Source organism: Burkholderia sp. PvR073 (assembly GCF_054055695.1).
Window position 1 is genome coordinate 1 of the sequence record NZ_JBSRXO010000027.1, and the last position, 22,997, is coordinate 22,997.

Below are 22,997 nucleotides of genomic sequence, written 5' to 3' on the forward strand. Positions count from 1 at the left end.
GATGATAGTGCGGATTCCCGTGTGAAAGTAGGTAATCGTCAGGCTCCCTAAGCCAAGAACCCCCGCCCGACAAGGCGGGGGTTTTTGCATTTGGGTGGCGGAAAAGAGCGATGGCAGCGAGGTGGGGGCGTGGTCGCTGTCGATCCTGCCGTCATTACCCACGTCGGAACGAAATCACGCGATTTGATACGATCGAAGTGTCGTCGACAGCTGCGTGCATCGACGTTCGTGTTCGACCAGAGCTTGATGGAGAGAGGGCAGGGAATGAATATCGGCGACGCGTCACGCGAATCCGGCGTCAGCGCAAAAATGATCCGGTACTACGAACAGGTCGGCCTCCTTGCGCCGAGCAAGCGTAGCGACGCCGGATACCGGATCTACGGTTCGGACGAAGTCCATATCCTGCGCTTCATCCGCCAGGCACGGCGGCTCGGCTTTCTCGTCGAGGATATCCGCAAGTTGCTGATGCTCTGGCAAGACCGCTCCCGCGCCAGCGCCGAAGTGAAGTCGATCGCCCTCGAACACGTAGCCGAACTCGACAAGCGCATCGCGGAATTGAGCGACATGCGCAATACGCTCGCCGATCTCGCCGCGCACTGCCATGGTGACGGACGCCCGGAATGCCCGATCTTGGCGCGTCTGGCCGACCCGGTCGATGAACCAGATTAGTGCGCGTCCTCGAGGCCGGAGATGGACCTCAATTCAATATCCTTATAAATCAGTGGGTTGACGAAGATGCTTCACAAACCATTCCGAATTGGAATGGCTTCCATGCAAGCATTTCACTAGCATCTTGGTGCGGCATCGCTATAATTCGGGATAACCCTATACGGGAAATCCCTGAATCTCGAATTCGCCAGGGTTCCCCCCTTCCTTGGAGAACGTCATGATCGCCTACATCGTCGAAAAGCTGAGCAACTGGTTCGAATCCGCAGAGCGCGAGCGCCGTGAGGCTTACCTCGCTACGTCGTCGGATATCGTCCAACTCGAGAGCCGCATTCGTTCGCTCGAGACCAACGGCTACTCGCTGTAATCGGAGTCACCGTCAGGTGCCGTGTGGCACCGAACGAAAAGCAAGCCCCGTATTGACGGGGCTTTGTTTTTTTGTGCGCCGGATCTGGCGAAATCGTCAGCGCAGCGCTATGGTATGGACCTGCTTTTCAACCGGAAGATTACGACCATGCGCTTGCGTCTGGATGTGCGTCACGCTTCCCGTGCGCGTCTCGTTTTGGGCGCTGCGGTGCTCGTTCACGGCATCGCGGCTGGTGCAGCGACTTCGTCCAAGCCGCTGATTCTCGATACGCAACGCGGGATCCAGGATGGCAAGGGTGGCCTGGTGTTGCAAACGGCGCCGTTATCGTCCGAGCCGATTGTCGAACCCGCGGGCATGCGAACGCCGGCCGGGCAGGGACCGAATTCGTCGGTCCCGTTGTTCGTCGCGCCGTATATCAATGTGCCGGGCTGGGGTGCGTCGCCTGCGAATCAGCCAAGACCCACCCCGAGACTGCAACCGTAACGGCACGCAGCCCGCTCAGTTCCCGCGGTGCTCGATCTCGCACCGGGCGCCGCTGTCCTGTCCCAGGCGTTCGACGAGATAGGGCAGCGCTTCGTTCATGCTCTGTGCGAGCGTGTACGGCGGATTCAGGATGAACATTCCGCTGCCGTAAAGTCCCAGGCCATCGGCCGGCGGATTCGATACCGTCAACGTCAGGTGCAGCCAGTTGTTCGGCTGCAGGCGCTTGAGCTGTTCAGGAAAACGCTGCGACTCCACCCGCGCAACCTGCGGATACCAGATCGCGTAACACCCGGTGGCGAAACGCTTCAGGCATTCCGTTACGCAGGCCACCGTGCGCGCGTAATCTTTCTTGTCCTCATAGGACGGATCGATCAGCACGAGCGCGCGTCGCGGCGGCGGCGGCAGCAGCGCCTTGATGCCCTCGAAGCCGTCACCGGCGAAAATCATCGCGCGTCGCCCGGCGTCGCGGAAGTTGTGACGCAGCACGTCGATTTCCGTCGTGTGCATTTCGAACAGGCGCATCCGGTCCTGCTCGCGCATCGCGCGCCATGCAAGATACGGCGAGCCCGGATAGTAGTGCAGCTCGCCGTCGTCGTTCAGCGCGCGCACCTCGTCGATGTAGTCGCCGAGCGCCTCAGGCAGGTTCTTGTCGTTCCACAGCGGGCCGATGCCGGTGTCGAATTCCCCCGTCTTGGCCGCATAACCCTCGCGCAGTGAATACACGCCGGCGCCCGCGTGCGTGTCGATGTACCAGTACGACTTGTCTTTCTTGTTCAGGTAGCGCAGCAGCTGGACGACGACGGCGTGCTTGAGCACGTCCGCGTGGTTGCCTGCGTGAAAACCGTGACGATAACTGAGCATGGCTGGCTGCCTGAAACGAAAGATGAATCGATGAAAACGGACGATCGCGCGCGGCCGTCGGGCCGTGCCCCAATGCGGCCGCGTATTGTACGCGAGTGGACGTGAGTCGCCTTACTCGTATGCGTCGCCGACGGCCTCCTCGATGCGTTGCTTGACCTCCGGCGTCAGCTTTGCGGCAACGTCGAGCGCGCGCATGTTGTCGCCGATCTGCTCGATCCGGGACGCGCCCGTAATGACCGAACTCACGCGCGGATTCGCGAGTACCCACGCGATCGCGAGCTGGGCGGTGCTGCAACCGAGTTCGGCTGCGATCCCGCCGAGCCGTTCGACCACATCGTTGCTGGTCGGGTCCGTCAGCCGGTCGCGGAGCCAGTCGTAGCCCTGCAGTTGCGCGCGGCTGCCCGGCGGTACGCCATTGCGGTACTTGCCGGTGAGCAGCCCCGATGCAAGCGGGCTCCAGGTCGTCAGGCCGAGGCCGTAGTCGTCGTAGAGCCGCGCGTATTCCCGCTCGACGCGGGTACGGTGGAACAGGTTGTACTGCGGCTGCTCGACGACCGGTTTGTGCAGATGGTGCCGCTCAGCAATCTCGTACGCCGCGCGGATCTCGTCGGCGCTCCATTCGGACGTGCCCCAGTACAGCGCCTTGCCGCGCACGATCATGTCGCTCATCGCCCAGACGGTTTCCTCGATCGGCGTGTTTGGATCCGGGCGATGGCAGTAGACGAGGTCGACATAGTCGAGCTGCAGCCGGCGCAGCGAGCCGTCGATCGCGTTGAGCAGATATTTCCGGTTCAGCGTGTGGTACTGATTCGGGGCTTCCGCGAGCCCCCAGAAGAACTTCGTGGACACGAGGTAGCTGATGCGCGGCCAGCCGAGAGACTTGAGCGCCTGGCCCATGATTTCCTCCGATTTGCCGCCCGCGTAGACCTCGGCGTTGTCGAAGAAATTGACACCCGCATCGCGGGCCGCCGCGAGGCATTCGCGGGCGGCCCGCTGATCGACCTGGTTGCCGTAAGTGACCCATGAGCCGAGCGAAAGCTCGCTGATCTGCAGGCCGGAGCGGCCTAGCCGTCGATAGTGCATGAGAATCTCCCGCGACTCGGAACCGACCTTAAGCTTAGACGTTTTGCGCGCGAACGGCGGGGCCGATCGTGCACAATAGCGGCTGGCCCGCCGGCACGACCACGCGACGAAAGCGGATGCGGCGGGGGCGCGCTTTTTCGATCCGATAAAGGAAGGAGACTGACATGGCAGCAGATCTGAGCGGCAAGACCGCAGTCGTCACGGGCGCCGCAAGCGGCATCGGCAAGGAAATCGCACTGGAGCTCGCCAAGGCGGGCGCGGCAGTCGCGATCGCCGACCTGAACCAGGACGGCGCGAACGCGGTTGCCGACGAGATCAACAAGGCAGGTGGCAAGGCGATCGGCGTCGCGATGGACGTGACCAACGAGGACGCCGTGAATAGCGGCATCGACAAGGTCGCCGAAGCGTTCGGCTCGATCGACATCCTCGTGTCGAATGCCGGCATCCAGATCGTCAATCCGATCGAGAATTACTCGTTCTCCGACTGGAAGAAGATGCAGGCGATCCACGTCGACGGCGCGTTCCTGACGACGAAGGCCGCGCTCAAGCACATGTACAAGGATGATCGCGGCGGCGTCGTGATCTACATGGGTTCGGTGCACTCGCACGAAGCGTCGCCGCTGAAGTCGGCCTACGTGACGGCCAAGCACGGTCTGCTCGGCCTGGCGCGCGTGCTGGCGAAGGAAGGCGCGAAGCACAACGTGCGCTCGCACGTCGTGTGTCCGGGCTTCGTGCGCACGCCGCTCGTCGACAAGCAGATTCCGGAGCAGGCGAAGGAGCTCGGGATCAGCGAAGAGGAAGTGATCAAGAAGGTGATGCTCGGCAACACGGTCGACGGCGTGTTCACGACGGTGCAGGACGTCGCGCAGACAGTGCTGTTCCTGTCGGCGTTCCCGAGCGCCGCGCTCACGGGGCAGTCGGTCGTCGTCAGCCACGGCTGGTTCATGCAGTAACGGGTCCGGCACGGGTGGTCGCGACGCGTACTGCTCGTGCCGAGCAGTCGCCGACAATGCACGACGGCATAAAAAAACGCGCTCCGGGGAGCGCGTTTTTTGTTTCGGCAGGGTGGGCCGGTGACGGCCGCCGCCCGCTGATGCCGACTTACTTCAGGACCGCTGCGACTGCATTGGCGACCGCGTCGAGGTTGCGCGTGTTCAGCGCTGCGACGCAGATGCGGCCCGTGCCGACTGCGTAGATGCCGAACTCTTCGCGCAGGCGATCGACTTGCGCCGAGGTCAGGCCCGAATACGAGAACATCCCGCGCTGCGCGTTGATGAAGCTGAAGTCGCGATCCACGCCGCTCGCCTTCAGGCGCTCGACGAGGCCGTTGCGCATCGCACGGATGCGGTCGCGCATTTCGCCGAGTTCCTGCACCCACGCAGCGTGCAGTTCCGGCGACGCGAGCACGGCCGCGACGATGGCGCCGCCATGGGTCGGCGGGTTCGAGTAGTTCGTGCGGATCACGCGCTTCAGTTGCGACAGCACACGCGTCGCTTCTTCCTTGCTCGACGTGATGATCGACAGCGCGCCGACGCGCTCGCCATACAGCGAGAACGACTTCGAGAACGACGACGACACGAATGCGTTCAGGTCGGCCGCGGCAAACAGGCGCACCGCAGCTGCATCTGCCTCGATGTTCTCGCCGAAGCCCTGGTAGGCCATGTCGAGGAACGGCACGAGGTTGCGCGTCTTGACGACGTCGACGACCTGCTGCCATTGCGCTTCGGTCAGGTCCACGCCGGTCGGGTTGTGGCAGCACGCGTGCAGCACGACGATCGTGCCTGCCGCATAGCCGTTCAGCGCCGACAGCATGCCTTCGAAGTTCACGCCGTTGGTGGCGGCGTCGTAGTACGGATAGGCGACGACTTCGAAGCCGGCGGCTTCGAACAGCGCGCGGTGGTTTTCCCAGCTCGGGTCGCTGATCGCAACCTTCGCGTTCGGATTCACGGTGCGCAGGAAATCGGCGCCGATCTTCAGCGCGCCCGTGCCGCCCAGTGCCTGCGCCGTGACCACGCGGCCTGCGGCGATCAGCGGGGAATCGTTGCCGAGCAGCAGCTTCTGCACCGCTGCGTCGTAGGCGGCGATCCCGTCGATCGGCAGATAGCCGCGCGGCAGGCCGGCGTCGACACGTGCCTTTTCCGCTTCGCGAACGGCGCGCAGCAGCGGAATCTTGCCTTCTTCGTTCGTGTACACACCGACGCCGAGGTTGACCTTGGTCGGACGCGCATCGGCGTTGAAGGCTTCGTTCAGGCCCAGGATCGGGTCGCGGGGAGCAAGCTGGACAGCGGAGAAGAGCGACATGATGATTCGGCAGTAGTGAAAAGAGGGTCAGGCTTTCAGCCGGCGGGGCGGGCGCAGCGGACCGCGCGCCAACGGGCACGGCGCCGGAAAGCGCAGCAGCCTGATATTGTAGCGAATTCACGCTGCCGGAGGCGGCGATTGCGCGGCGAATTGCGATTTCGGCCGTTGCCGCGCGTCAGGAGCCGTCAGCGGTCCGCAACGTCGCGAAGCGCTAGAATAGTCTTTTGCCCTCGCTCCGGCCGCACTCCATGTCCGAACATCACGCCGAAGTCGGCGACGCGCTTGACGAATCGAAATTCGTGACCTTCGAAGGGTCGCCATTTCAGCTATACCAGCCGTATCCGCCCGCAGGCGACCAGCCGACCGCGATCGAAACGCTCGTCGAAGGTGTCGGCGACGGCCTCGCATTCCAGACGCTGCTCGGCGTGACGGGTTCGGGCAAGACCTTCACGATGGCGAACACGATCGCGCGGCTCGGCCGCCCGGCGATCGTGTTTGCACCGAACAAGACGCTCGCGGCGCAGCTCTACGCGGAGTTCCGCGAGTTCTTCCCGCGCAACGCGGTCGAGTACTTCGTCTCGTACTACGACTATTACCAGCCGGAAGCGTACGTGCCGCAGCGCGACCTGTTCATCGAGAAGGACTCGTCGATCAACGAGCACATCGAGCAGATGCGGCTGTCGGCGACGAAGAGCCTGATGGAGCGCCGCGACGTGGTGATCGTCGCGACGGTGTCGGCGATCTACGGTATCGGCAACCCGTCCGAGTACCACAAGATGATCCTGACGCTGCGCGCCGGTGACAAGCTCGGCCAGCGCGACGTGATCGCGCGGTTGATCGCGATGCAGTACTCGCGCAACGATCAGGACTTCCAGCGCGGCACGTTCCGCGTGCGCGGCGACACGATCGACATCTTCCCGGCCGAGCATGCGGAGATGGCCGTGCGCGTCGAGCTGTTCGACGACGAGGTCGAGACGCTGCAGCTGTTCGACCCGCTGACCGGCCGCGTGCGGCAGAAGATTCCGCGCTTCACGGTATATCCGTCGTCGCACTACGTGACGCCGCGCGACACCGTGATGCGTGCGGTCGAGACGATCAAGGACGAATTGCGCGAGCGCCTCGAGTTCTTCCACCGCGATGGCAAGCTCGTCGAGGCGCAGCGCCTCGAGCAGCGCACGCGCTTCGATCTCGAGATGCTGCAGGAGCTCGGTTTCTGCAAGGGCATCGAGAACTACTCGCGGCACTTCTCGGGCGCCGCACCCGGCGAGCCGCCGCCGACGCTCGTCGACTACCTGCCGCCCGACGCGCTGATGCTGCTTGACGAATCGCATGTGCTGATCGGCCAGCTGAACGGCATGTACAACGGCGACCGCGCGCGCAAGGAGAATCTCGTCAACTACGGATTCCGGCTGCCGTCGGCGCTGGACAACCGACCGCTCAAGTTCCCGGAGTTCGAACGCAAGATGCGCCAGGTGGTGTTCGTGTCGGCGACGCCTGCCGACTACGAGAAGCGCGTGACGGGGCAGATCGCCGAGCAGGTGGTGCGGCCGACCGGGCTCGTCGATCCGGAAATCGAAGTGCGCCCGGCCAGCTCGCAGGTCGACGACGTGCTGACCGAGATCAACGCGCGCGTGAACGCCGGCGAGCGCGTGCTGATCACCGTGCTGACGAAGCGGATGGCCGAGCAGCTCACCGAGTTTCTTGCCGACCACGGCGTCAAGGTGCGCTATCTGCACAGCGACATCGACACGGTGGAGCGGGTCGAGATCATCCGCGACCTGCGACTCGGCACGTTCGACGTGCTGGTCGGGATCAACCTGCTGCGCGAAGGCCTGGACATTCCGGAAGTGTCGCTCGTGGCGATTCTGGACGCTGACAAGGAAGGCTTCCTGCGCGCCGAGCGCTCGCTGATCCAGACGATCGGCCGTGCGGCGCGTAACGTGAACGGCAAGGCGATCCTCTACGCCGACACGATGACCGAATCGATGAAGCGCGCGATCGGCGAGACCGAACGGCGCCGCGCGAAGCAGATCGCGCACAACGAGAAGATGGGCATCACGCCGCGCGGCGTCGTGAAGCGCATCAAGGACATCATCGACGGCGTCTACAACGCCGACGACGCGCGCGCCGAGCTGAAGGAAGCGCAGCAACGCGCGAAGTTCGAGGACATGTCGGAAAAGCAGCTCGCGAAAGAAATCAAGCGTCTCGAAAAGCAGATGGCCGACTACGCGAAGAACCTCGAATTCGAAAAGGCCGCAGCCACCCGCGACCAGCTGGCGCTGCTGCGCGAACGTGTGTTCGGCGCGAACGTGGGCGACCACGTCAACGGCGGCCGGTAAATCTTTCCAAACGTCACTGAAACCTCCCGGTAACTCGGCTGTAAGCCTTGTCGCATCAGGGGTTTACCGGGGGGCTTGTTTGTTCCGGCGCCGGTTCGGTGCTACACTTCGCAAGTATTGAGAATAGTTCGCATTAGCGTTCTTCATTGCGTTAGTGTTTTCGGCGAGCCGTCCAGGAGGGCGGTTGGCAGCTTGTCAGACAAATAACAAGGAGTGTCCATGTTGGGTTCTTCGTTCATCCGCACGTCGGTTGCGGTAGCGGCGGCGCTTGCCGCGATGTCGGCCTCGGCGGCCGAATATCCGATCGGCAAGCAGCAGATCCAGGGCGGCATGGAAATCGGCGCGGTGTACCTGCAGCCGATCACGATGGATCCGGAAGGGATGATGCGCAAGGCGTCGGATTCGGACATCCACCTCGAGGCGGACATCCACGCGGTCAAGAACAACCCGACGGGTTTCGCGGAAGGCGACTGGATGCCGTACCTGCAGGTCACGTACAAGCTGACGAAGCAGGGCGACACGAAGTGGAAGGCCGAAGGCGACCTGATGGGCATGGTCGCGAGCGACGGCCCGCACTACGGCGACAACGTGAAGCTGGCCGGCCCGGGCAAGTACCACCTGACGATGATCGTCAAGCCGCCGATGCAGTCGGGCCACATGGCGTTCGGCCGTCACGTCGACAAGGAAACCGGCGTGGGTGCATGGTTCAAGCCCGTCACCCTCGAATACGACTTCCCGTTCGCCGGCATCGGCAAGAAGGGCGGGTACTGATCGGCGGCATCACGGACGGCGCGCTTCGGCGCGCCGTCAGCGTAGAGAACCCAGAATGAAATTTCCCCAGAAAATCGTCGCCGCAGCCGCCGCGCTGTGGCTTGCCGGCGCGGCGCATGCCGCCGATCTGCCGACGTTCAAGCTCGAGATGACGGACGGCAAGCTGAGTCCCGCCCGCATCGAAGTGCCGGCCGGTCAGCGCTTCAAGATCGAGATCAGGAATACCGGCAAGGGCGCCGCCGAATTCGAGAGCGTGCAGTTGCGCAAGGAGAAGGTGCTCGCGCCGGGCGCCGATTCGTTCGTGGTTGTCGCCCCGCTGTCGCCGGGCGAGTACAAGTTTTTCGACGATTTCCACCAGCAGGCACAGGGCGTGATCGTCGCGAAGTAATGCGTTTTATCTGCGTACGGGTGCACGCGTGCCGTGCCCCGCACGTCAGGAGGATTCAATGGGTCAGATCTTGTTCATCGTCTGGCGGGAGAGCGTCGAAGCGCTGCTCGTCGTCGGCATCCTCTATGCATGGCTGAAGAACGGCGACGACGACGCGCGCCGCGGCCTGCCCTTTCTGTGGACGGGTGTGGCAGTCGGCCTGCTGATGGCAGTCGGCCTCGGCGCCGCACTCGTCGGCTTCACTGAAGTGCTGTCCGGCGACGCACAGGACTATTTCCAGACCGCGATGGTGCTGATCGCCTGCGTGCTGATCGTGCAGATGGTGTTGTGGATGCGCCGGCACGGCCGCACGCTGAAGCGCGACATGGAGCAGTCGCTGCAGCAGAGCACGCGCGATTCGAACTGGTGGGGCGTTGCCGTGCTGGTCGCGCTCGCGATCGCCCGCGAAGGCAGCGAAACGGTGATCTTCCTGTACGGCCTCGGTTTCGGCCAGTCGGGGCACGTGGACGCCAGCCAGATGCTCGCGGTCTTGATCGGCCTCGGCCTCGCGTTCCTCACGTTCTATCTGCTGCAGCTCGGCGGCAAGTACTTCTCGTGGCGGCATTTCTTCCGCGTCACCGAAGTGATGCTGCTGTTCCTCGGTGCGGGCCTGTTCCAGACCGGCGTCGACAAGCTGATCGACAAGGAAATCCTGCCGCTCGGCATCTCGCAGGTGTGGGACACGTCCGCGATCCTCGATGATTCCGGCACGTTCGGTTCGCTCGTCGCGACGCTGACCGGCTATCGCGCGCACCCGGCGCTGACCAACCTGGTCGCCTATGCGGTGTACTGGGCGGTCGTCTGGTTGCTGATGAAGCGCGCGAGCCGCCGTCCGGCCGTCACAGCGGGCCGCACGGCATGAGCGTTGCCGCCGCAACCAAGCCGGGCTGGCTCGCACAGGCCGGCCAGTGGATGCAGCGCCACGGCGCGGCGATCCGCGGCATCCAGTGGGTCGTCGTCGCCGTCTATGCATTCCTGATCATCGTGCCGGCGGTGTTGCCGCTGCCGGACGATTCCGCGCACCTGTGGAACAACCTCACGCTGATCGCGCAGTTCGTGTTCTGGGGCATCTGGTGGCCGTTCGTGCTGCTGTCGATGGTGATGCTCGGCCGCGTCTGGTGCGGCGTGCTGTGCCCGGAAGGCGCGCTCACCGAATACGCGAGCCGGTTCGGCCGCGGCGCCGCGATTCCGCGCTGGATGCGGTGGGGCGGCTGGCCGTTCGTCGCGTTCGGGCTCACGACGATCTACGGGCAGATGGTCAGCGTGTACCAGTACCCGCTCGCCGTGCTGTTCGTGCTCGGCGGCTCGACCGTGGGCGCGATCGTGATCGGCCTGCTGTACGGCCGCGAGAAGCGCGTGTGGTGCAAGTACCTGTGCCCGGTCAACGGCGTGTTCGGATTGCTGTCGCGGCTCGCGCCGATGCGCTACAAGGTCGACGAGGATGCCTGGCGACGCTCGTACAAGAACGGTGAGCACGGACATCGCGTGATTCCGATCAACTGCGCGCCGCTCGTGCCGTTGCGCAACATGAAAGGCGCCGCCGAGTGCCACATGTGCGGCCGCTGCAGCGGGCACCGCGATGCGATCGAACTGTCGTGGCGCTCGCCGTCCGACGAGGTCGTGAACCTCGGCGCGCAACAGGCGAACCCGTGGGACACGGCGCTGATCCTGTACGGCCTGCTCGGCGTCGCGATCGGTGCGTTCCACTGGACCGTCAGCCCGTGGTTCGTGCAGATCAAGCAATTCCTCGCGGGCTGGCTGATCGACCACGACATCACGTGGCCGCTCGAGACCAATGCGCCGTGGTTCCTGCTCACGCATTACCCGGATCGCAACGACGTGTTCTCGTGGCTCGACGGCGGGCTGGTCGTCGGCTATATCGTCGGCACGGGGCTCGTGTACGGTACCGCGCTGCTCGTGCTGCTGGCCGGCGCGACGCTGATGCTCGGCCGTTTCGACCGCGTGCGTCTTCATCATCTCGCGCAGGCGCTGATTCCGATCGCGGGTGCTGGCGTGTTCCTCGGGCTGTCGGCGACGACGCTATCGCTGCTGCGGGCCGAGCACGTGCCGCTCGGCTGGGCGACGGATGTGCGCATCGCGATTCTGGTTTGTGCGAACGCGTGGAGCGCGTGGCTGGCCTGGAAGGTGACGGGGCGCTATGCCGCGTGGCCGCGCCGACTGGCTGCATTCGCGTGGTTCGCGGCCGGCCTGGCCGTCATCGACAGCGCGTGGTGGTTGATGTTCTGGGGTTTCTGATGCGGGATTGAAGGCCTTGCGGCCGCGCTCAGGAGTAGCAGGCGAGGTGTTCCGCCGCCGGGCTCCGGAGTCCGCTGAAACAGCAGCGCCGACAGCTGCGATGCCTTTTCCTTTGTCTGTGGACGCCCAAACAAAAAGCGACACGTCTTTCGACGTGTCGCTTTTTTTCTTCCTTGTGCGAGAACCAAAAAAGTGGCTTGGCTTGCTGCAACGGCTGCTTGAGTGTATTTGCACGAAGGGGTCTAGATCTCGCGTGCAAGCCGTTACGCTGGCTACTGCCCAACACCTCTCAGGGAGGTGGTCCCCACAATACTCTGTCGTTACTTCGTCAGGATCAGTTTGCCGAGCCGCGTGGCACGCAACTGATATGTCTCTCCGTTATGCGCGATGCTGATGTGGCTGTGACCTTGCAGCAGCGCGTCGCTGCTGAGGGTCCGTGTGCCGGCATCGCGGCTTCCGGCGGGTTTCGCCGGCGTCGTGACCGCTGCCGTCTTCTGACGGTTGCCGCTTGCGGTGCCGGTCGTGCGGCGCAAGGTCAGCGTGGTCGGGCGCGTGGTGTCGGTCATTCGGTTGATCGGTAACAGTCGATGCGATGGAATGAATTCTAAATGATAACTATTCCCATTTACAAAAACTCTTTATCGATCGATGCAACAAACCTGATAGCTTGAGTCAAAGGGGCGGCCCGCAGCCGCCGCCGCCGTCAGTGGAGCGGATCAGGGTCCTTGCGCCCTTGTGCGTATTCGCGGATCAGGCGCACCGTATCGATGTCCGACGTGCGATACGCTTCCTTGACGATGCCGTGCGTGTGACGCGCTTCCTCGCTGTCGTCCGTGACGGTCAGCGTCGTGCGGTATTCGAAACGCAGGAACAGCTCGTGGTCTTCACGCTCCTCGATCGTCATCGTCAGCGAGCCGCCGATTTCACCGCCGGCCGCATGGATGTCGTAGCGCACTTGCTGGTTCGGGATGAACGTCACGCGGTCGCGCACGATCGCATGCCCGTAGTGCAGCTCGCGTTCGAGCGTCGTGTCCGTCCGTTCGTGGACGACACAGCTGTCGAGACCGATCAGGAACAGCTGCGGCTGTTCGGCGCGCAGCACGAGGCCTTCCCAGAGCTGGTCGCGGGTCAGGGACGGCACGCCCGGATCGTCGGAGTTGATCTGGATCAGATGTTCGAAGTTCAAGGGGACGGATTCCTTCTGGTGGCGGGCAGCCACATGGATCAAGAAGTTATTGTGACGCAAAACAAGCCGTTTCGCGGCAGTTGCGGCCCCGATTGCACGTCACGCTTCGATGCGGCCCATGCGGCCCGTCTGGTAGTCGACGACGGCCTGCCGGATCTCTTCCTCGGTATTCATCACGAACGGGCCATAGCGGACGATCGGCTCGTTGAGCGGGACGCCGCCGATCAGCAGCAGCTCGAGCGACGTATCGCCGGCTTCGAATGTCACGGCGTCGCCATCGTCACCGTAGACGACCATGTGCCGTGCGTCGACGCGTTGCCTGTCGGGCCCGTAGCGGCCCGCTCCGTCGAGCGGGTAGGCGAATACGCGATAACCTGCCGGCACCGGCTGCGTGACCGTTGCGCCCGGTTGCAGCGTGAAATGCTGGTAGAGGATCGGCGTGCGCGTCTCGATCGCGGCACGCACACCGAACGCTTCGCCGGCGATCACGCGGACCTGCGCACGGCCGTCCGGCGACGTGGCGCTCGGGATGCGGTCGGCCGAGATTTCCTGGTAGCGCGGTGCGATCAGCTTGTCGCGGCGCGGCAGGTTGACCCACAGCTGGAAGCCGTGCGAGCGCCCGCCTGCCTGCGCGAATTCGGGATCCGGCATTTCGCTGTGCACGACGCCCGCGCCGGCCGTCATCCACTGCACGTCGCCGGGCCCGAGCGTGCCGGCATGGCCGGCCGAGTCGCGATGGCGAAAGCGCCCGTCGAGCACGTAGGTGACGGTCTCGAAGCCGCGATGCGGATGGTCGGGCGCGCCCTTGGCTTCGCCGGGGGCATAGTCGACGGGGCCCATTTCATCGAGCAGCAGGAACGGATCGAAATCCATCAGCAGTCGGGTCGGGAACGGGCGGTGAACCACGAAGCCGCCGCCCTCGGTGGTGCGAAGAGCGGGGTACGTGCGGTCAAGCGAGCGAGCGGTCGTCATGCAGAAGCCCTCGAAATCATCGGAATAGCGTTATTTTTGAAACATAGCGCTATTATATTGGGCGTTTTGCGGTCCGATTTGCGGCGGTTCGCAATGGATTGTTCTGAAATTGGAACGATGACATGAACATCGATGCACACAACCTGAACGACCTCATGTATTTTTCGCAGGTCGTCGAACACGGCGGGTTCTCGGCTGCGGAGCGCGTGCTGGGTATCTCGAAATCGCGCCTGTCGCGGCGCCTGACCGAACTCGAAGCGGCGCTCGGCGTGCGCCTGCTGCAGCGTTCGACGCGCAAGCTCGCACTTACCGAGGCCGGGGAGCTGTTCTACCAGCATTGCCAGGCGATGCTCGCCGAAGCCCAGGCCGCGATGAACGCCGTGCAGCAGCTGCGCTCGTCGCCGCGCGGCTCGGTGCGCGTGAGCGTCCCTGTCACGCTGTCGCAGACGATGCTGTCGCGCATCCTCCCCGAATTCCTGCACCGCTATCCCGAGGTGAAGGTGCACATCCGGGTGACGAACCGCGTGATCGACCTGTTCGAGGATTCGGTCGATGTCGCGTTGCGCGTGCGCTCGGAGCCGCCGCAGAACGCGAACATCGTCGTGCGGCCATTGTGGCGGACCGAGCAGATGCTGGTCGGCGCGCCGAGCCTGCTGAGCCAGAATGCGCCGCCGCTCGTGCCGGACGATCTGGCACGCTTCGAGACGCTCGATACGCCGAGCGTCGACGGACGGCACGTGTTCAACCTGATCGCGCCGGACGGCACCCGTCACTTGCACGAGCACGATCCGAGGCTTGTGACGGCCGATCTGATGACGATCCGCGAGGCCGTGCTCGACGGCCTCGGCATCGCGGCGCTGCCGGAGATGATGTACGGCAATGCATTGCGCGCCGGCCAGTTGTCGCCGGTGATGCCGGGCTGGACGTTGCCGGTGCCGCAACTCTATGCGGTGTTCGTGTCGCGGCAGGGAATGCCGCCCGCGGTCCGTGCGTTCGTCGACTATTTGGTCGAGAAGCTCGATCACGGCGATTACAAGCAGCCGAGCTGCCCCGAGCGTGCGAAGAAGGAAGCCACGGCGGCCGATGTTTCGTCCACCTGAATGCAAGATGCGCGTCGTGGCAAATTTGTTTTGTCATTGAAGCGTCGCCTGCAATCGCAAGTTTCAATCGCCGAGGCCTTGAATGCGTCCGCGCGCGGGCCTATATTGAAATCCCATTTCGCGAAGGAAGTTCTGAGCGGAGTCAGGTGGCAGCATATATTGCGAGCCAGATAGGGCAGAACGCGCAGTCCGTGCAGACCACGGTAGCCGCATTGCGTTGCTCGAGGCGCAACCGATACCGCCGAAGAGCCCGCCGCCCGAAGGCGCCCGCGTGCGCATGAAAAAAGGCCTTCATCTGGCGATGAAGGCCTTTTACTTTGTGCGGCCGGCGAGGTGTGGCCGGCGAGACGCAGCCGGCGACGGTGAACAGCGACGCGCAAAATGCGCGTGCGTTACTTCGCCTTCGCGGTCGGCTCTGTCACGAAGCCAAGCTTCGTCAGGCCGCCGGCCTGCGCGTCGGACATCACTTCCGCCACACGCTCATAGGCAACCTTGCGATCGGCGCGCAGGTGCAACTCCGGTTGCGGCTGATGCTGTGCCGCTTCCGCGATGTGTGCCTGCAGCTGCTCGCGCGTGACCGTCTGGTCGTTCCACAGGATCGTGCCGTTGCCCTGGATCGCGACGTCGACCGTTTGCGGCTTTTCGTCGACGGGCTGGCTGCTCGCGTGCGGCAGGTCGATCTTCACCGCGTGCTGCATCGCCGGGATCGTCACGAGGAAGATGATCAGGAGTACGAGCATGACGTCGACGAGCGGCGTCATGTTGATCTCGCTCATCACGCCATCGTCGTCGTCATCGCTGAAGCCGGTGTTCATTGCCATGATTCACCTCGTCTCAGCTGGCGCGCGTCGCAAGACGCAGGCCGTCGCGGGGCGACGACGACGCGAGGCGCGCGCCCGTCACGAAGTAGGCGTGCAGACCGTGTGCGAAGCGGCGCAGCTTGCTGACGACACCCTTGTTCGCGCGGGTCAGTGCGTTGTAGCCGAGCACGGCGGGAATCGCGACGAACAGGCCGAAGGCCGTCATGATCAGCGATTCGCCGACCGGGCCCGCGACCTGGTCGATCGACGTCTGGCCGGTTGCGCCGATCACGAGCAGCGCGTGGTAGATGCCCCAGACCGTGCCGAACAGGCCGACGAACGGCGCCGTGCTGCCGATCGACGCGAGAATCGCGAGGCCGGCCTGCATGCGCGAGATGCCTTCGTCCATCGTGTCCTTCAGGCAGCGCGTGACCCAGTCGGACACGTCCATGCGGTCGTGCAGGTGCGGCTGCGTCTGATGGTGGTGATCGGCGGCTTCCTTGCCCGACAGCGCGAGCGCGAGGAACGGGTTGTCGTTCGGCGTCGATGCGGTGAGACCGAGCTTCTTGATGCCGTCGTCGAAGTCGTCAGAATGCCAGAACGCCTGTTCCGCGTTCTTCGTGAGGCGGTTCAGGCGAATCACGTTCCAGCCCTTGACGAGGATCACGATCCACGACAGGACCGACATCACGAGCAGCGTGATCGCAATGGCGCGCGTGACGAAATCACCTTGCGCCCAGACGTGCGCGATACCGTAGCTTTGCATTTTTTTGTTTCCTTTGAATCTTCCGGATGAGGCAGGTTAGTCGGTGAGCCCGAAGTTGTAGGGCTGTGTGCGGGCGGCGCGGATCGCCTGGCCGTTCTCGATATACGGACGGCAGGTGGTCGAGCGCATCGCGTCGAGTGCGGCATCGTCGAGGCGCGGATAACCGCTGCTCTTCTGCAGCTCGACGCTTTCGATCTTGCCGGTCACGCCGACGACGAAGTGAACATAGGCGGTGCCCGATTCGCCGCGGCGACGCGACATCGACGGGTAGTCGGGTTTCACGAAGTTGCATTGAAGCGCCGGCACGTTCTTGGGCGCGCTGACCTGCATCGTTTCGCGAGCCGGGGCGGGCGTTGCGGCCGGCGCTGCAGCTGTGGGCGCGGCGGGAGCCGGCGTCGGATCGGCAGCCGGCGCGGGCGTCGGCGACGGGGCAGGCGATTGCGCAACCGGCTGAGGCGTAGGCTTCGCCGCTTTCTGCACCGGCTTCGGCTCGACCTTCGGTTTGACGCGCGGGGTGGGCTTCGGCGGCGCGGGCTGCGGGATCGATTCGGCCGCGACCTGCTGGGCGATCGGCGCAGGCGTGATGAGCTGCGCGGTGATCGACTGGACTTCGACCGATTTCGGCGGCGGCGCGTTGCGATGGAGCCACGCGGCCGCCAGCATGATCGCGTGTGCGGCAAGCACACCGACCGCGACGGTGATGACCCGGGGATTCATACGGGGTGCAACCGGCAAGACGCCGGCAGGAGCGGATTGCGAAGCCTGCATGTTAGCTTGAAAGAACGACGTCGCACCCGGGGCGCGGCGGGTGAATCGGCACTACTTGCGGAAGATCAGCAGCGAGATGCAAACGGTGGTCACAAATCCGATCAGCAATTCCATGACAGGCTCCTTGGCAGGTAAGCCGCTGGCTCGCGCGGAAGATGGCTTGCTGACGGTCGGACATAAAATGCGGCAGCGGCCGCATGCGCACGCCCGGCGCCGCTCAGGCGGCCTTGCGGTCGTAGAACGTGACCGGGATCGGGTGAGCGTGGTGCTCGACGCCGCACCGGCTCGCGCAGACGCCTTGCTCGGCCATGAGGTCGCGTACGGACTCCTCGCACTTGCCGCAGCACGTGGCCACGCCGAGTTCGAACTGGAGTTCATCGAAGGAACTCACGCCCTCGGCGAGGGACGCGCGAATCTTGCGATCCGAAACAGACTTGCACACGCAGACGATCATGATGAGTTGCGATAGCTAACGGTAATGCGAATTATTATCATTAAATTTGCGGGTGTTGACAAGCCTGGGCACGGCTTTTTTTAAGGCCATCGGACCCTTGAAAAGGCGGGGGCGACAGGAGAGGGCGTGCCGGCGGGGTGCCGGCGCGCGTCAGGCGGTCGCGCAGGCGCGCGCGTTCGGCGAGGAGATGGTGACGGATTCGACGGGCGCGTCGAGGCCGAGCAGCGTCGAGGCGAGGGCGCGCAGTTGCAGGCCATCGCTCGTCGAGCAAAAGCGCGGCGGCGCGGCACGCGTGCCGGCCGGCGCGCGCAGGCCGCGTTCGTCGAGCACCCGCGCGAGCTGGCGCGCGATGGCATCGCTCGTGTCGACGATCGTCAGGCGGTCGCCAACAAGGTCACGAATCGTTTCTGTGAAGAACGGATAGTGCGTGCAGCCGAGCACCAGCGTATCGGCACCGTCGTCGAGCATCGGCTGCAGGTAACGCTCGAGCAACGTGCGCAATGCGGGCGAGTTCGTGTCGCCGCGCTCGATCGCTTCGACGAGCCCGTGGCCCGGCTGGCAGATGAAGCGGCGGCCGGCGCCGTAGCGGTCGAGCAGCGCCTGGAAGCGGGGACTGTTCAGCGTCGATTGCGTCGCGAGGACGCCCGCGACGCCGGTCGTGGACAGCGCGGCGGCCGGTTTGATGCCCGGTTCGACACCGACGAGCGGTATCGACAGGCGTTCGCGGATGGCCGCGATCGCTCGCGCCGTTGCCGTGTTGCACGCGATGACGAGCGCTTTCGCCCCTTCGCGGGCGAGCCACTCGCCGATGGCCAGCGTGCGTTCCGTAATGAACGCCTCGTCGCGCGGCCCGTACGGCGCGTGGTGCGAATCGGCGACATAGACGAACGACTCGCCGGGCAGGTGCGCGCGCACGGCGCGCAGTACCGACAGGCCGCCGAGCCCCGAATCGAAGATCCCGACGGGGGCGGCGGGGCGGACCCCGGAAGCGGCTGGCTGGTGCGTCATCGTCATGCGGACGGCGAGGTGGCGATGTGGGCCGTGGTGGCGATTACTCGGGCGAACCCATCATCGTCTGCTGGTAGTTCTGCAGGCCGACCTTGCCGATCAGGTCGATCTGCGTTTCCAGCCAGTCGATGTGCTCTTCGGTGTCGTCGAGAATCTTTTCGAAGATTTCGCGCGACACGTAGTCACGCACCGATTCGCAGTAGGCGATCGCTTCCTTGCAGGTGGTCTGCGAGATCTGCTCGAGCTTCAGGTCGCACTTCAGGATCTCTTCGGTTTCCTCGCCGACGAGCAGCTTGTGCAGGTCCTGCAGGTTCGGCAGGCCGTCGAGCATGAACACGCGCTCGATCAGCCAGTCGGCGTGCTTCATTTCGCCGATCGATTCGTCGTATTCGTGCTTGCCGAGCTTGTCGAGGCCCCAGTGCTTGTACATGCGCGCATGCAGGAAGTACTGGTTGATCGCCGTGAGTTCGTTCTTCAGTTGGGCGTTCAGGTATTCGATGACTTTCTTGTCGCCTTGCATGGCTATTCCTTGTTCAGTGGGGCTTCAGAAACCGAACGATAATCGCTCGAACGAGAAAAGCCAAGCCTCGAAGCCTTGTCGGGCCTGCCTTTTGCGTGTAATGAGAATCAGCCTTGAGTAACGGGCCGCGCGCGAGAATGGGAATGGGAAGTAAAAAGGCCGGACTCCCGTCCGGCCTTTCGTTCGATCGCGCTTAAGCGGTTGCGACCGGGATCTTGCCGATCTTCGCCTGCCACTCCTTCGGACCGGTCTGGTGCACCGACGTGCCCGACGAATCGACGGCCACCGTCACCGGCATGTCCTGCACGTCGAACTCGTAGATCGCTTCCATGCCGAGGTCTTCGAATGCGAGCACCTTCGCGCCGCGGATCGCCTTCGACACGAGATACGCCGCACCGCCGACCGCCATCAGGTAGGCTGCCTTGTGCTTCTTGATCGCGTCGATCGCGACCGGGCCGCGTTCGGCCTTGCCGACCATCGAGATCAGACCCGTCTGAGCGAGCATCGTCTCGGTGAACTTGTCCATCCGCGTGGCCGTCGTCGGGCCTGCCGGGCCGACCACTTCGTCACGCACCGGATCGACCGGACCCACGTAGTAGATCACGCGGTTCGTGAAGTCGACCGGCAGCTTCTCGCCCTTCGCGAGCATGTCGGCGATGCGCTTGTGCGCGGCGTCGCGGCCCGTGAGCATCTTGCCCGACAGCAGCAGCGTCTGGCCCGGCGCCCAGCTCGCGACTTCTTCCGGCGTCAGCGTGTTCAGGTCGACGCGCTTGCTGGTTTCGGTGTTCGGTTCCCACTGGACCTTCGGCCATGCGTCGAGCGACGGCGCTTCAAGCTTGGCCGGACCCGAGCCGTCGAGCACGAAGTGCGCGTGGCGCGTGGCCGCGCAGTTCGGGATCAGCGCGACCGGCTTCGACGCCGCGTGCGTCGGAGCGGCCATGATCTTCACGTCGAGCACGGTCGCGAGGCCGCCGAGGCCCTGCGCGCCGATGCCGAGCGCGTTGACTTTCTCGTGCAGCTCGACGCGCAGTTCCTCGACCCAGTCCTTCGGACCGCGCGCGATGATTTCCTGAATGTCGATCGGCTCCATCAGCGATTCCTTCGCCATCAGCATCGCCTTTTCAGCGGTGCCGCCGATGCCGATCCCGAGCATGCCCGGCGGGCACCAGCCGGCGCCCATCGTCGGGACCGTCTTCAGCACCCAGTCGACGATCGAATCCGACGGGTTCAGCATCACGAACTTCGACTTGTTCTCCGAGCCGCCGCCCTTCGCCGCGACCTGCACGTCGACCTTGTCGCCCGGCACGATCTCGTAGTGGATCACGGCCGGCGTGTTGTCCTTCGTGTTCTTGCGGGCGCCTTCCGGCGGGTTGACGATCGATGCGCGCAGCACGTTGTCCGGGTGCGTGTAACCGCGGCGCACGCCTTCGTTGATCATGTCGGTGAGGCCCATCGTCGCGCCGTCCCAGCGCACGTCCATGCCGACCTTCACGAAGATCGTGACGATGCCGGTGTCCTGGCAGATCGGGCGCTTGCCTTCCGCGCACATGCGGCTGTTCGTGAGGATCTGCGCGATCGCGTCCTTCGCGGCCGGGCTTTCTTCCAGCTCGTACGCGCGGCCGAGGGCCTGGATGTAGTCGAGCGGGTGGTAGTAGCTGATGTACTGCAGCGAATCCGCGATGCTCTGGATCAGGTCTTCCTGTTTGATGACGGTCATGGCTGAGACTCTGTGGGGACTGTGGGGAATGCGTTTATGCGTTGACGGCTGCTTCGGCCGGCTTGCGGGACTCGTTCGCTGCTGGCGCGTGCGTCTCGTGGAAATGGGCCGGGTGCGTATGGGTCGTCAGGCGGTCGACCCACGCCATCACGAGCGCCGATACGAGGAACGACACGTGGATGATCACCTGCCACATGATCGCGTGCGTCGTGTGCTGGTCCGGGTTGATGAAGGTCTTCAGCAGGTGGATCGACGAAATGCTGATCAGTGCCATCGACAGCTTGACCTTCAGCACGCCCGCGTTCACGTGGTCGAGCCACTCGGGCTCGTCGGGATGGCCCTCGATGCCGAGGCGCGACACGAACGTTTCGTAGCCGCCGACGATCACCATGATCAGCAGGTTCGAGATCATCACGACGTCGATCAGACCGAGCACCGCGAGCATCACGCTGATCTCGTCGAGGCTGGTCGCGTGCGACAGCAGGTGCCAGACTTCCTTCAGGAACAGGAATACATAGACGGCCTGCGCGACGATCAGGCCCAGATAAAGCGGAACCTGGAGCCAGCGGCTCATGAAGATCAGCGCGGGAAGCGGGCGTAGCGAACGACGGGTGGAGCCGGGCGAATGCGGGGCAGACATGATGGAGGTACGGGCGCTGTGCGCAGGTATCGGGGGTAATCTTGAAAAGGCGCGCTATTGTAACGCGTTGGCCGGCGCGACTGCAGCGACGCGCCGGGAGAGCCGGGGACGGATCAGGCGGCAGCGGCTGGCGCGCGTTTCACGCGCAGGCTCGCGAGCACGATGCCGGTGACGACGCACGCGAGCGCGATGCCGTGTGCGAGCGTCGGGCGTTCGCCGAGGAACGCGATGCCGTACGCGGCGGCCGCGACCGGCAGCACCGCGCTGAACACGCCGGCGAGGCTGCCCGGCACGTGCCGGATGCCCTTCATCCACAGCCAGAACGAGAAGATGCTGGCCGACAGCCCGTACCAGACGACGAGCGCCCACGTACCGGCCGGCACACTCGCGTAATCGAAATGCCACAGCGCCGTCGCGCCGAGCGGCAGCATCAGGCACAGGCCGAACAGGTGCGTGTACGCGCAGATGTCGATCGGGGCGAGCGTCTGCGTGAGCCGGCGCGACAGGATCACGTAGATCGATTCGCAGCAGACGGCGCCGAGGATCAGCAGGTTGCCGGTCAGCGAGCCGGACGAGTTGCCGCCGGCGCCGTGCGCGGACGCGCCGCCGTTCGCGAGATTGATCGTCACGACGCCGGCGATCGCGAGCACGATCGACACGAGCGCACGGCCGTTCGGTTTTTCACGCAGGATCAGCCACGCGAACAGCGCGACGATGGCGGGGATCGTGCTGGTGATCACGCCGGCTGCGACCGCGCTCGTGCGCTGCACGCCGTTGAGCATCAGCAGCGTGAACATGAAGGTGCCGAAGAACGCCTGCAGGAACAGGTTCAGCCATTCCGCGCGCCGGACCGCCCGCATCTTCACCGGGCTGAACAGCGGCCACAGCACGGCGATCGCGATCACGAAGCGCAGCGTGGCGAGGATGGCGACCGGGACGAAGACGACGATGGATTTACCGATACCGACGTTGCTGCCGACAAACAGCATCGACAGAATGAGAAAGAGGGCGTAGCGATTCAAGCTGGAGTCCGGGGGGCGAGTTCAGTTACGATTGTAGGGTCGCAGTTGTAACAGCGTAAAGCTGACGGTCAAGCGCCGACCGTAGAGCGGCGGCGTGCGAAACGGCGAGGCCGCGTAAGTGACGGGTAAGTTCGAGCGCTTATCGTGGAAATCGCCGGGCCGTACGATCACCGTCGCGTGACGTGGTGCGGTGCAGCATCGTGCGTGGCCTTCGGGGCGCGCGCAGGTGGTGGGAGACAGCGGCGCATGGATGCGCCGGCCAAGACGCGCGGTGCGCACGAATCGCGCCGCCATGCAGAGGATTCATGTTCACCAAGGGGTAGTCGATGTCTGCGATTGAATCGGTTCTTCACGAAACCCGTCAGTTTGCGCCGCCCGCGGCGCTCGCGAAGGCGGCAACCATTTCCGGCATGCCGGCCTACCAGGCGCTGGCCGCCGAAGCCGAGCGCGATTACGAGGGCTTCTGGGCGCGTCTCGCCCGCGAAGGCCT

Annotated in this window: 25 protein-coding genes and 1 pseudogene; 11 read left to right on the plus strand and 15 right to left on the minus strand. The window is 64.4% G+C overall.

Translation table 11 applies throughout. From position 1 onward, the window contains the following. Positions 1-264 precede the first annotated feature (264 nt). From cueR to ACVK00_RS34315, 3 genes are all read left to right on the plus strand, one after another. Complete coding sequence (gene cueR, locus ACVK00_RS34305; protein WP_228904960.1) at positions 265-669, plus strand: Cu(I)-responsive transcriptional regulator; 405 nt, start codon at positions 265-267, stop codon at positions 667-669. Positions 670-886: 217 nt separating this feature from the next. Then, on the plus strand, positions 887-1,033 hold the full coding sequence (locus tag ACVK00_RS34310) for a DUF3563 family protein (protein ID WP_006478295.1): 147 nt from the start codon (positions 887-889) through the stop codon (positions 1,031-1,033). A 114-nt stretch (positions 1,034-1,147) separates the two neighbouring features. Continuing rightward, the gene (locus ACVK00_RS34315; RefSeq protein WP_006762479.1) at positions 1,148-1,516 is read left to right on the plus strand and encodes a hypothetical protein; all 369 of its coding nucleotides are present in this window, start codon (positions 1,148-1,150) and stop codon (positions 1,514-1,516) included. A gap of 15 nt (positions 1,517-1,531) precedes the next feature. On the opposite strand, the gene ACVK00_RS34320 is transcribed toward ACVK00_RS34315, so the two are convergent. Together ACVK00_RS34320 and ACVK00_RS34325 are read right to left on the minus strand one after the other, a co-directional pair. Then, on the minus strand, positions 1,532-2,377 hold the full coding sequence (locus ACVK00_RS34320; RefSeq protein ID WP_105789183.1) for a 23S rRNA (adenine(2030)-N(6))-methyltransferase RlmJ: 846 nt from the start codon (positions 2,375-2,377) through the stop codon (positions 1,532-1,534). Positions 2,378-2,488: 111 nt separating this feature from the next. Next, on the minus strand, positions 2,489-3,460 hold the full coding sequence (locus ACVK00_RS34325; protein WP_006755757.1) for a potassium channel beta subunit family protein: 972 nt from the start codon (positions 3,458-3,460) through the stop codon (positions 2,489-2,491). Positions 3,461-3,624: 164 nt separating this feature from the next. Here ACVK00_RS34325 and ACVK00_RS34330 point away from each other — a divergent pair, with 164 nt between their 5' ends. Then, positions 3,625-4,413: a 3-hydroxybutyrate dehydrogenase gene (locus ACVK00_RS34330; protein ID WP_228888718.1), complete on the plus strand. Its 789-nt coding sequence runs from the start codon at positions 3,625-3,627 to the stop codon at positions 4,411-4,413. Between the two features lie 148 nt (positions 4,414-4,561). Here ACVK00_RS34330 and ACVK00_RS34335 read toward each other — a convergent pair whose 3' ends face one another. Then, positions 4,562-5,761: an amino acid aminotransferase gene (locus ACVK00_RS34335; RefSeq protein ID WP_228904958.1), complete on the minus strand. Its 1,200-nt coding sequence runs from the start codon at positions 5,759-5,761 to the stop codon at positions 4,562-4,564. A gap of 248 nt (positions 5,762-6,009) precedes the next feature. Here ACVK00_RS34335 and uvrB point away from each other — a divergent pair, with 248 nt between their 5' ends. The 5 genes from uvrB (at position 6,010) to ACVK00_RS34360 (ending at position 11,554) form a co-directional block, all read left to right on the plus strand. Then, a complete protein-coding gene (uvrB, locus tag ACVK00_RS34340) occupies positions 6,010-8,100 on the plus strand; it encodes an excinuclease ABC subunit UvrB (RefSeq protein ID WP_284900872.1) in 2,091 nt (696 codons plus the stop codon). 219 nt (positions 8,101-8,319) lie between these two features. Beyond that, a complete protein-coding gene (locus ACVK00_RS34345; protein WP_006754465.1) occupies positions 8,320-8,871 on the plus strand; it encodes an iron transporter in 552 nt (183 codons plus the stop codon). Positions 8,872-8,926: 55 nt separating this feature from the next. Further along, positions 8,927-9,259, plus strand: a complete 333-nt coding sequence (locus ACVK00_RS34350) for a cupredoxin domain-containing protein (protein ID WP_059467825.1) — start codon at positions 8,927-8,929, stop codon at positions 9,257-9,259. 58 nt (positions 9,260-9,317) lie between these two features. Next, complete coding sequence (locus ACVK00_RS34355) at positions 9,318-10,160, plus strand: FTR1 family iron permease (protein ID WP_228904955.1); 843 nt, start codon at positions 9,318-9,320, stop codon at positions 10,158-10,160. Beyond that, complete coding sequence (locus tag ACVK00_RS34360) at positions 10,157-11,554, plus strand: 4Fe-4S binding protein (RefSeq protein ID WP_228904954.1); 1,398 nt, start codon at positions 10,157-10,159, stop codon at positions 11,552-11,554. The genes ACVK00_RS34355 and ACVK00_RS34360 overlap by 4 nt, the downstream gene beginning before the upstream one ends. A 320-nt stretch (positions 11,555-11,874) precedes the next feature. Here ACVK00_RS34360 and hemP read toward each other — a convergent pair whose 3' ends face one another. The 3 genes from hemP to ACVK00_RS34375 form a co-directional block, all read right to left on the minus strand. Next, the gene (hemP, locus tag ACVK00_RS34365) at positions 11,875-12,120 is read right to left on the minus strand and encodes a hemin uptake protein HemP (protein ID WP_006760849.1); all 246 of its coding nucleotides are present in this window, start codon (positions 12,118-12,120) and stop codon (positions 11,875-11,877) included. 137 nt (positions 12,121-12,257) lie between these two features. After that, positions 12,258-12,740, minus strand: a complete 483-nt coding sequence (locus ACVK00_RS34370) for an SRPBCC family protein (RefSeq protein WP_228904952.1) — start codon at positions 12,738-12,740, stop codon at positions 12,258-12,260. 99 nt (positions 12,741-12,839) lie between these two features. Continuing rightward, positions 12,840-13,712 carry a pirin family protein gene (locus tag ACVK00_RS34375; protein WP_228904951.1) on the minus strand — a complete coding sequence of 291 codons (873 nt, stop codon included), beginning with the start codon at positions 13,710-13,712 and terminating at the stop codon, positions 12,840-12,842. A 122-nt stretch (positions 13,713-13,834) separates the two neighbouring features. Between ACVK00_RS34375 and ACVK00_RS34380 the strand changes: the two genes are divergently transcribed. After that, positions 13,835-14,812, plus strand: a complete 978-nt coding sequence (locus tag ACVK00_RS34380) for a LysR family transcriptional regulator (protein ID WP_166724388.1) — start codon at positions 13,835-13,837, stop codon at positions 14,810-14,812. Positions 14,813-15,204: 392 nt separating this feature from the next. Here ACVK00_RS34380 and ACVK00_RS34385 read toward each other — a convergent pair whose 3' ends face one another. From ACVK00_RS34385 to ACVK00_RS34425, 9 genes are all read right to left on the minus strand, one after another. Next, a complete protein-coding gene (locus ACVK00_RS34385) occupies positions 15,205-15,633 on the minus strand; it encodes an ExbD/TolR family protein (RefSeq protein WP_006754473.1) in 429 nt (142 codons plus the stop codon). A gap of 13 nt (positions 15,634-15,646) precedes the next feature. Then, positions 15,647-16,378 carry a MotA/TolQ/ExbB proton channel family protein gene (locus ACVK00_RS34390; RefSeq protein WP_228904949.1) on the minus strand — a complete coding sequence of 244 codons (732 nt, stop codon included), beginning with the start codon at positions 16,376-16,378 and terminating at the stop codon, positions 15,647-15,649. Positions 16,379-16,414: 36 nt separating this feature from the next. After that, positions 16,415-17,146, minus strand: a complete 732-nt coding sequence (locus ACVK00_RS34395) for an energy transducer TonB (protein WP_284900873.1) — start codon at positions 17,144-17,146, stop codon at positions 16,415-16,417. A gap of 217 nt (positions 17,147-17,363) precedes the next feature. Next, positions 17,364-17,600, minus strand: a complete 237-nt coding sequence (locus ACVK00_RS34400) for a (2Fe-2S)-binding protein (protein WP_011885486.1) — start codon at positions 17,598-17,600, stop codon at positions 17,364-17,366. Between the two features lie 150 nt (positions 17,601-17,750). Next, positions 17,751-18,614, minus strand: a complete 864-nt coding sequence (gene murI, locus ACVK00_RS34405) for a glutamate racemase (protein ID WP_166724386.1) — start codon at positions 18,612-18,614, stop codon at positions 17,751-17,753. Positions 18,615-18,651: 37 nt separating this feature from the next. Continuing rightward, the gene (gene bfr / locus ACVK00_RS34410) at positions 18,652-19,128 is read right to left on the minus strand and encodes a bacterioferritin (protein ID WP_047898567.1); all 477 of its coding nucleotides are present in this window, start codon (positions 19,126-19,128) and stop codon (positions 18,652-18,654) included. Positions 19,129-19,321: 193 nt separating this feature from the next. Beyond that, positions 19,322-20,845: a fumarate hydratase gene (locus tag ACVK00_RS34415; protein WP_006762441.1), complete on the minus strand. Its 1,524-nt coding sequence runs from the start codon at positions 20,843-20,845 to the stop codon at positions 19,322-19,324. A gap of 34 nt (positions 20,846-20,879) precedes the next feature. Continuing rightward, positions 20,880-21,485, minus strand: coding sequence for a TIGR00645 family protein (locus tag ACVK00_RS34420; protein WP_105789192.1), 606 nt, complete (start codon positions 21,483-21,485; stop codon positions 20,880-20,882). A 113-nt stretch (positions 21,486-21,598) separates the two neighbouring features. Continuing rightward, complete coding sequence (locus ACVK00_RS34425) at positions 21,599-22,507, minus strand: DMT family transporter (protein WP_284900874.1); 909 nt, start codon at positions 22,505-22,507, stop codon at positions 21,599-21,601. A 326-nt stretch (positions 22,508-22,833) separates the two neighbouring features. On the opposite strand from ACVK00_RS34425, the pseudogene ACVK00_RS34430 reads away from it, so the two are divergent. Beyond that, positions 22,834-22,997 (plus strand): annotated as a pseudogene (locus ACVK00_RS34430) (AMP-binding protein); the annotation flags it as partial.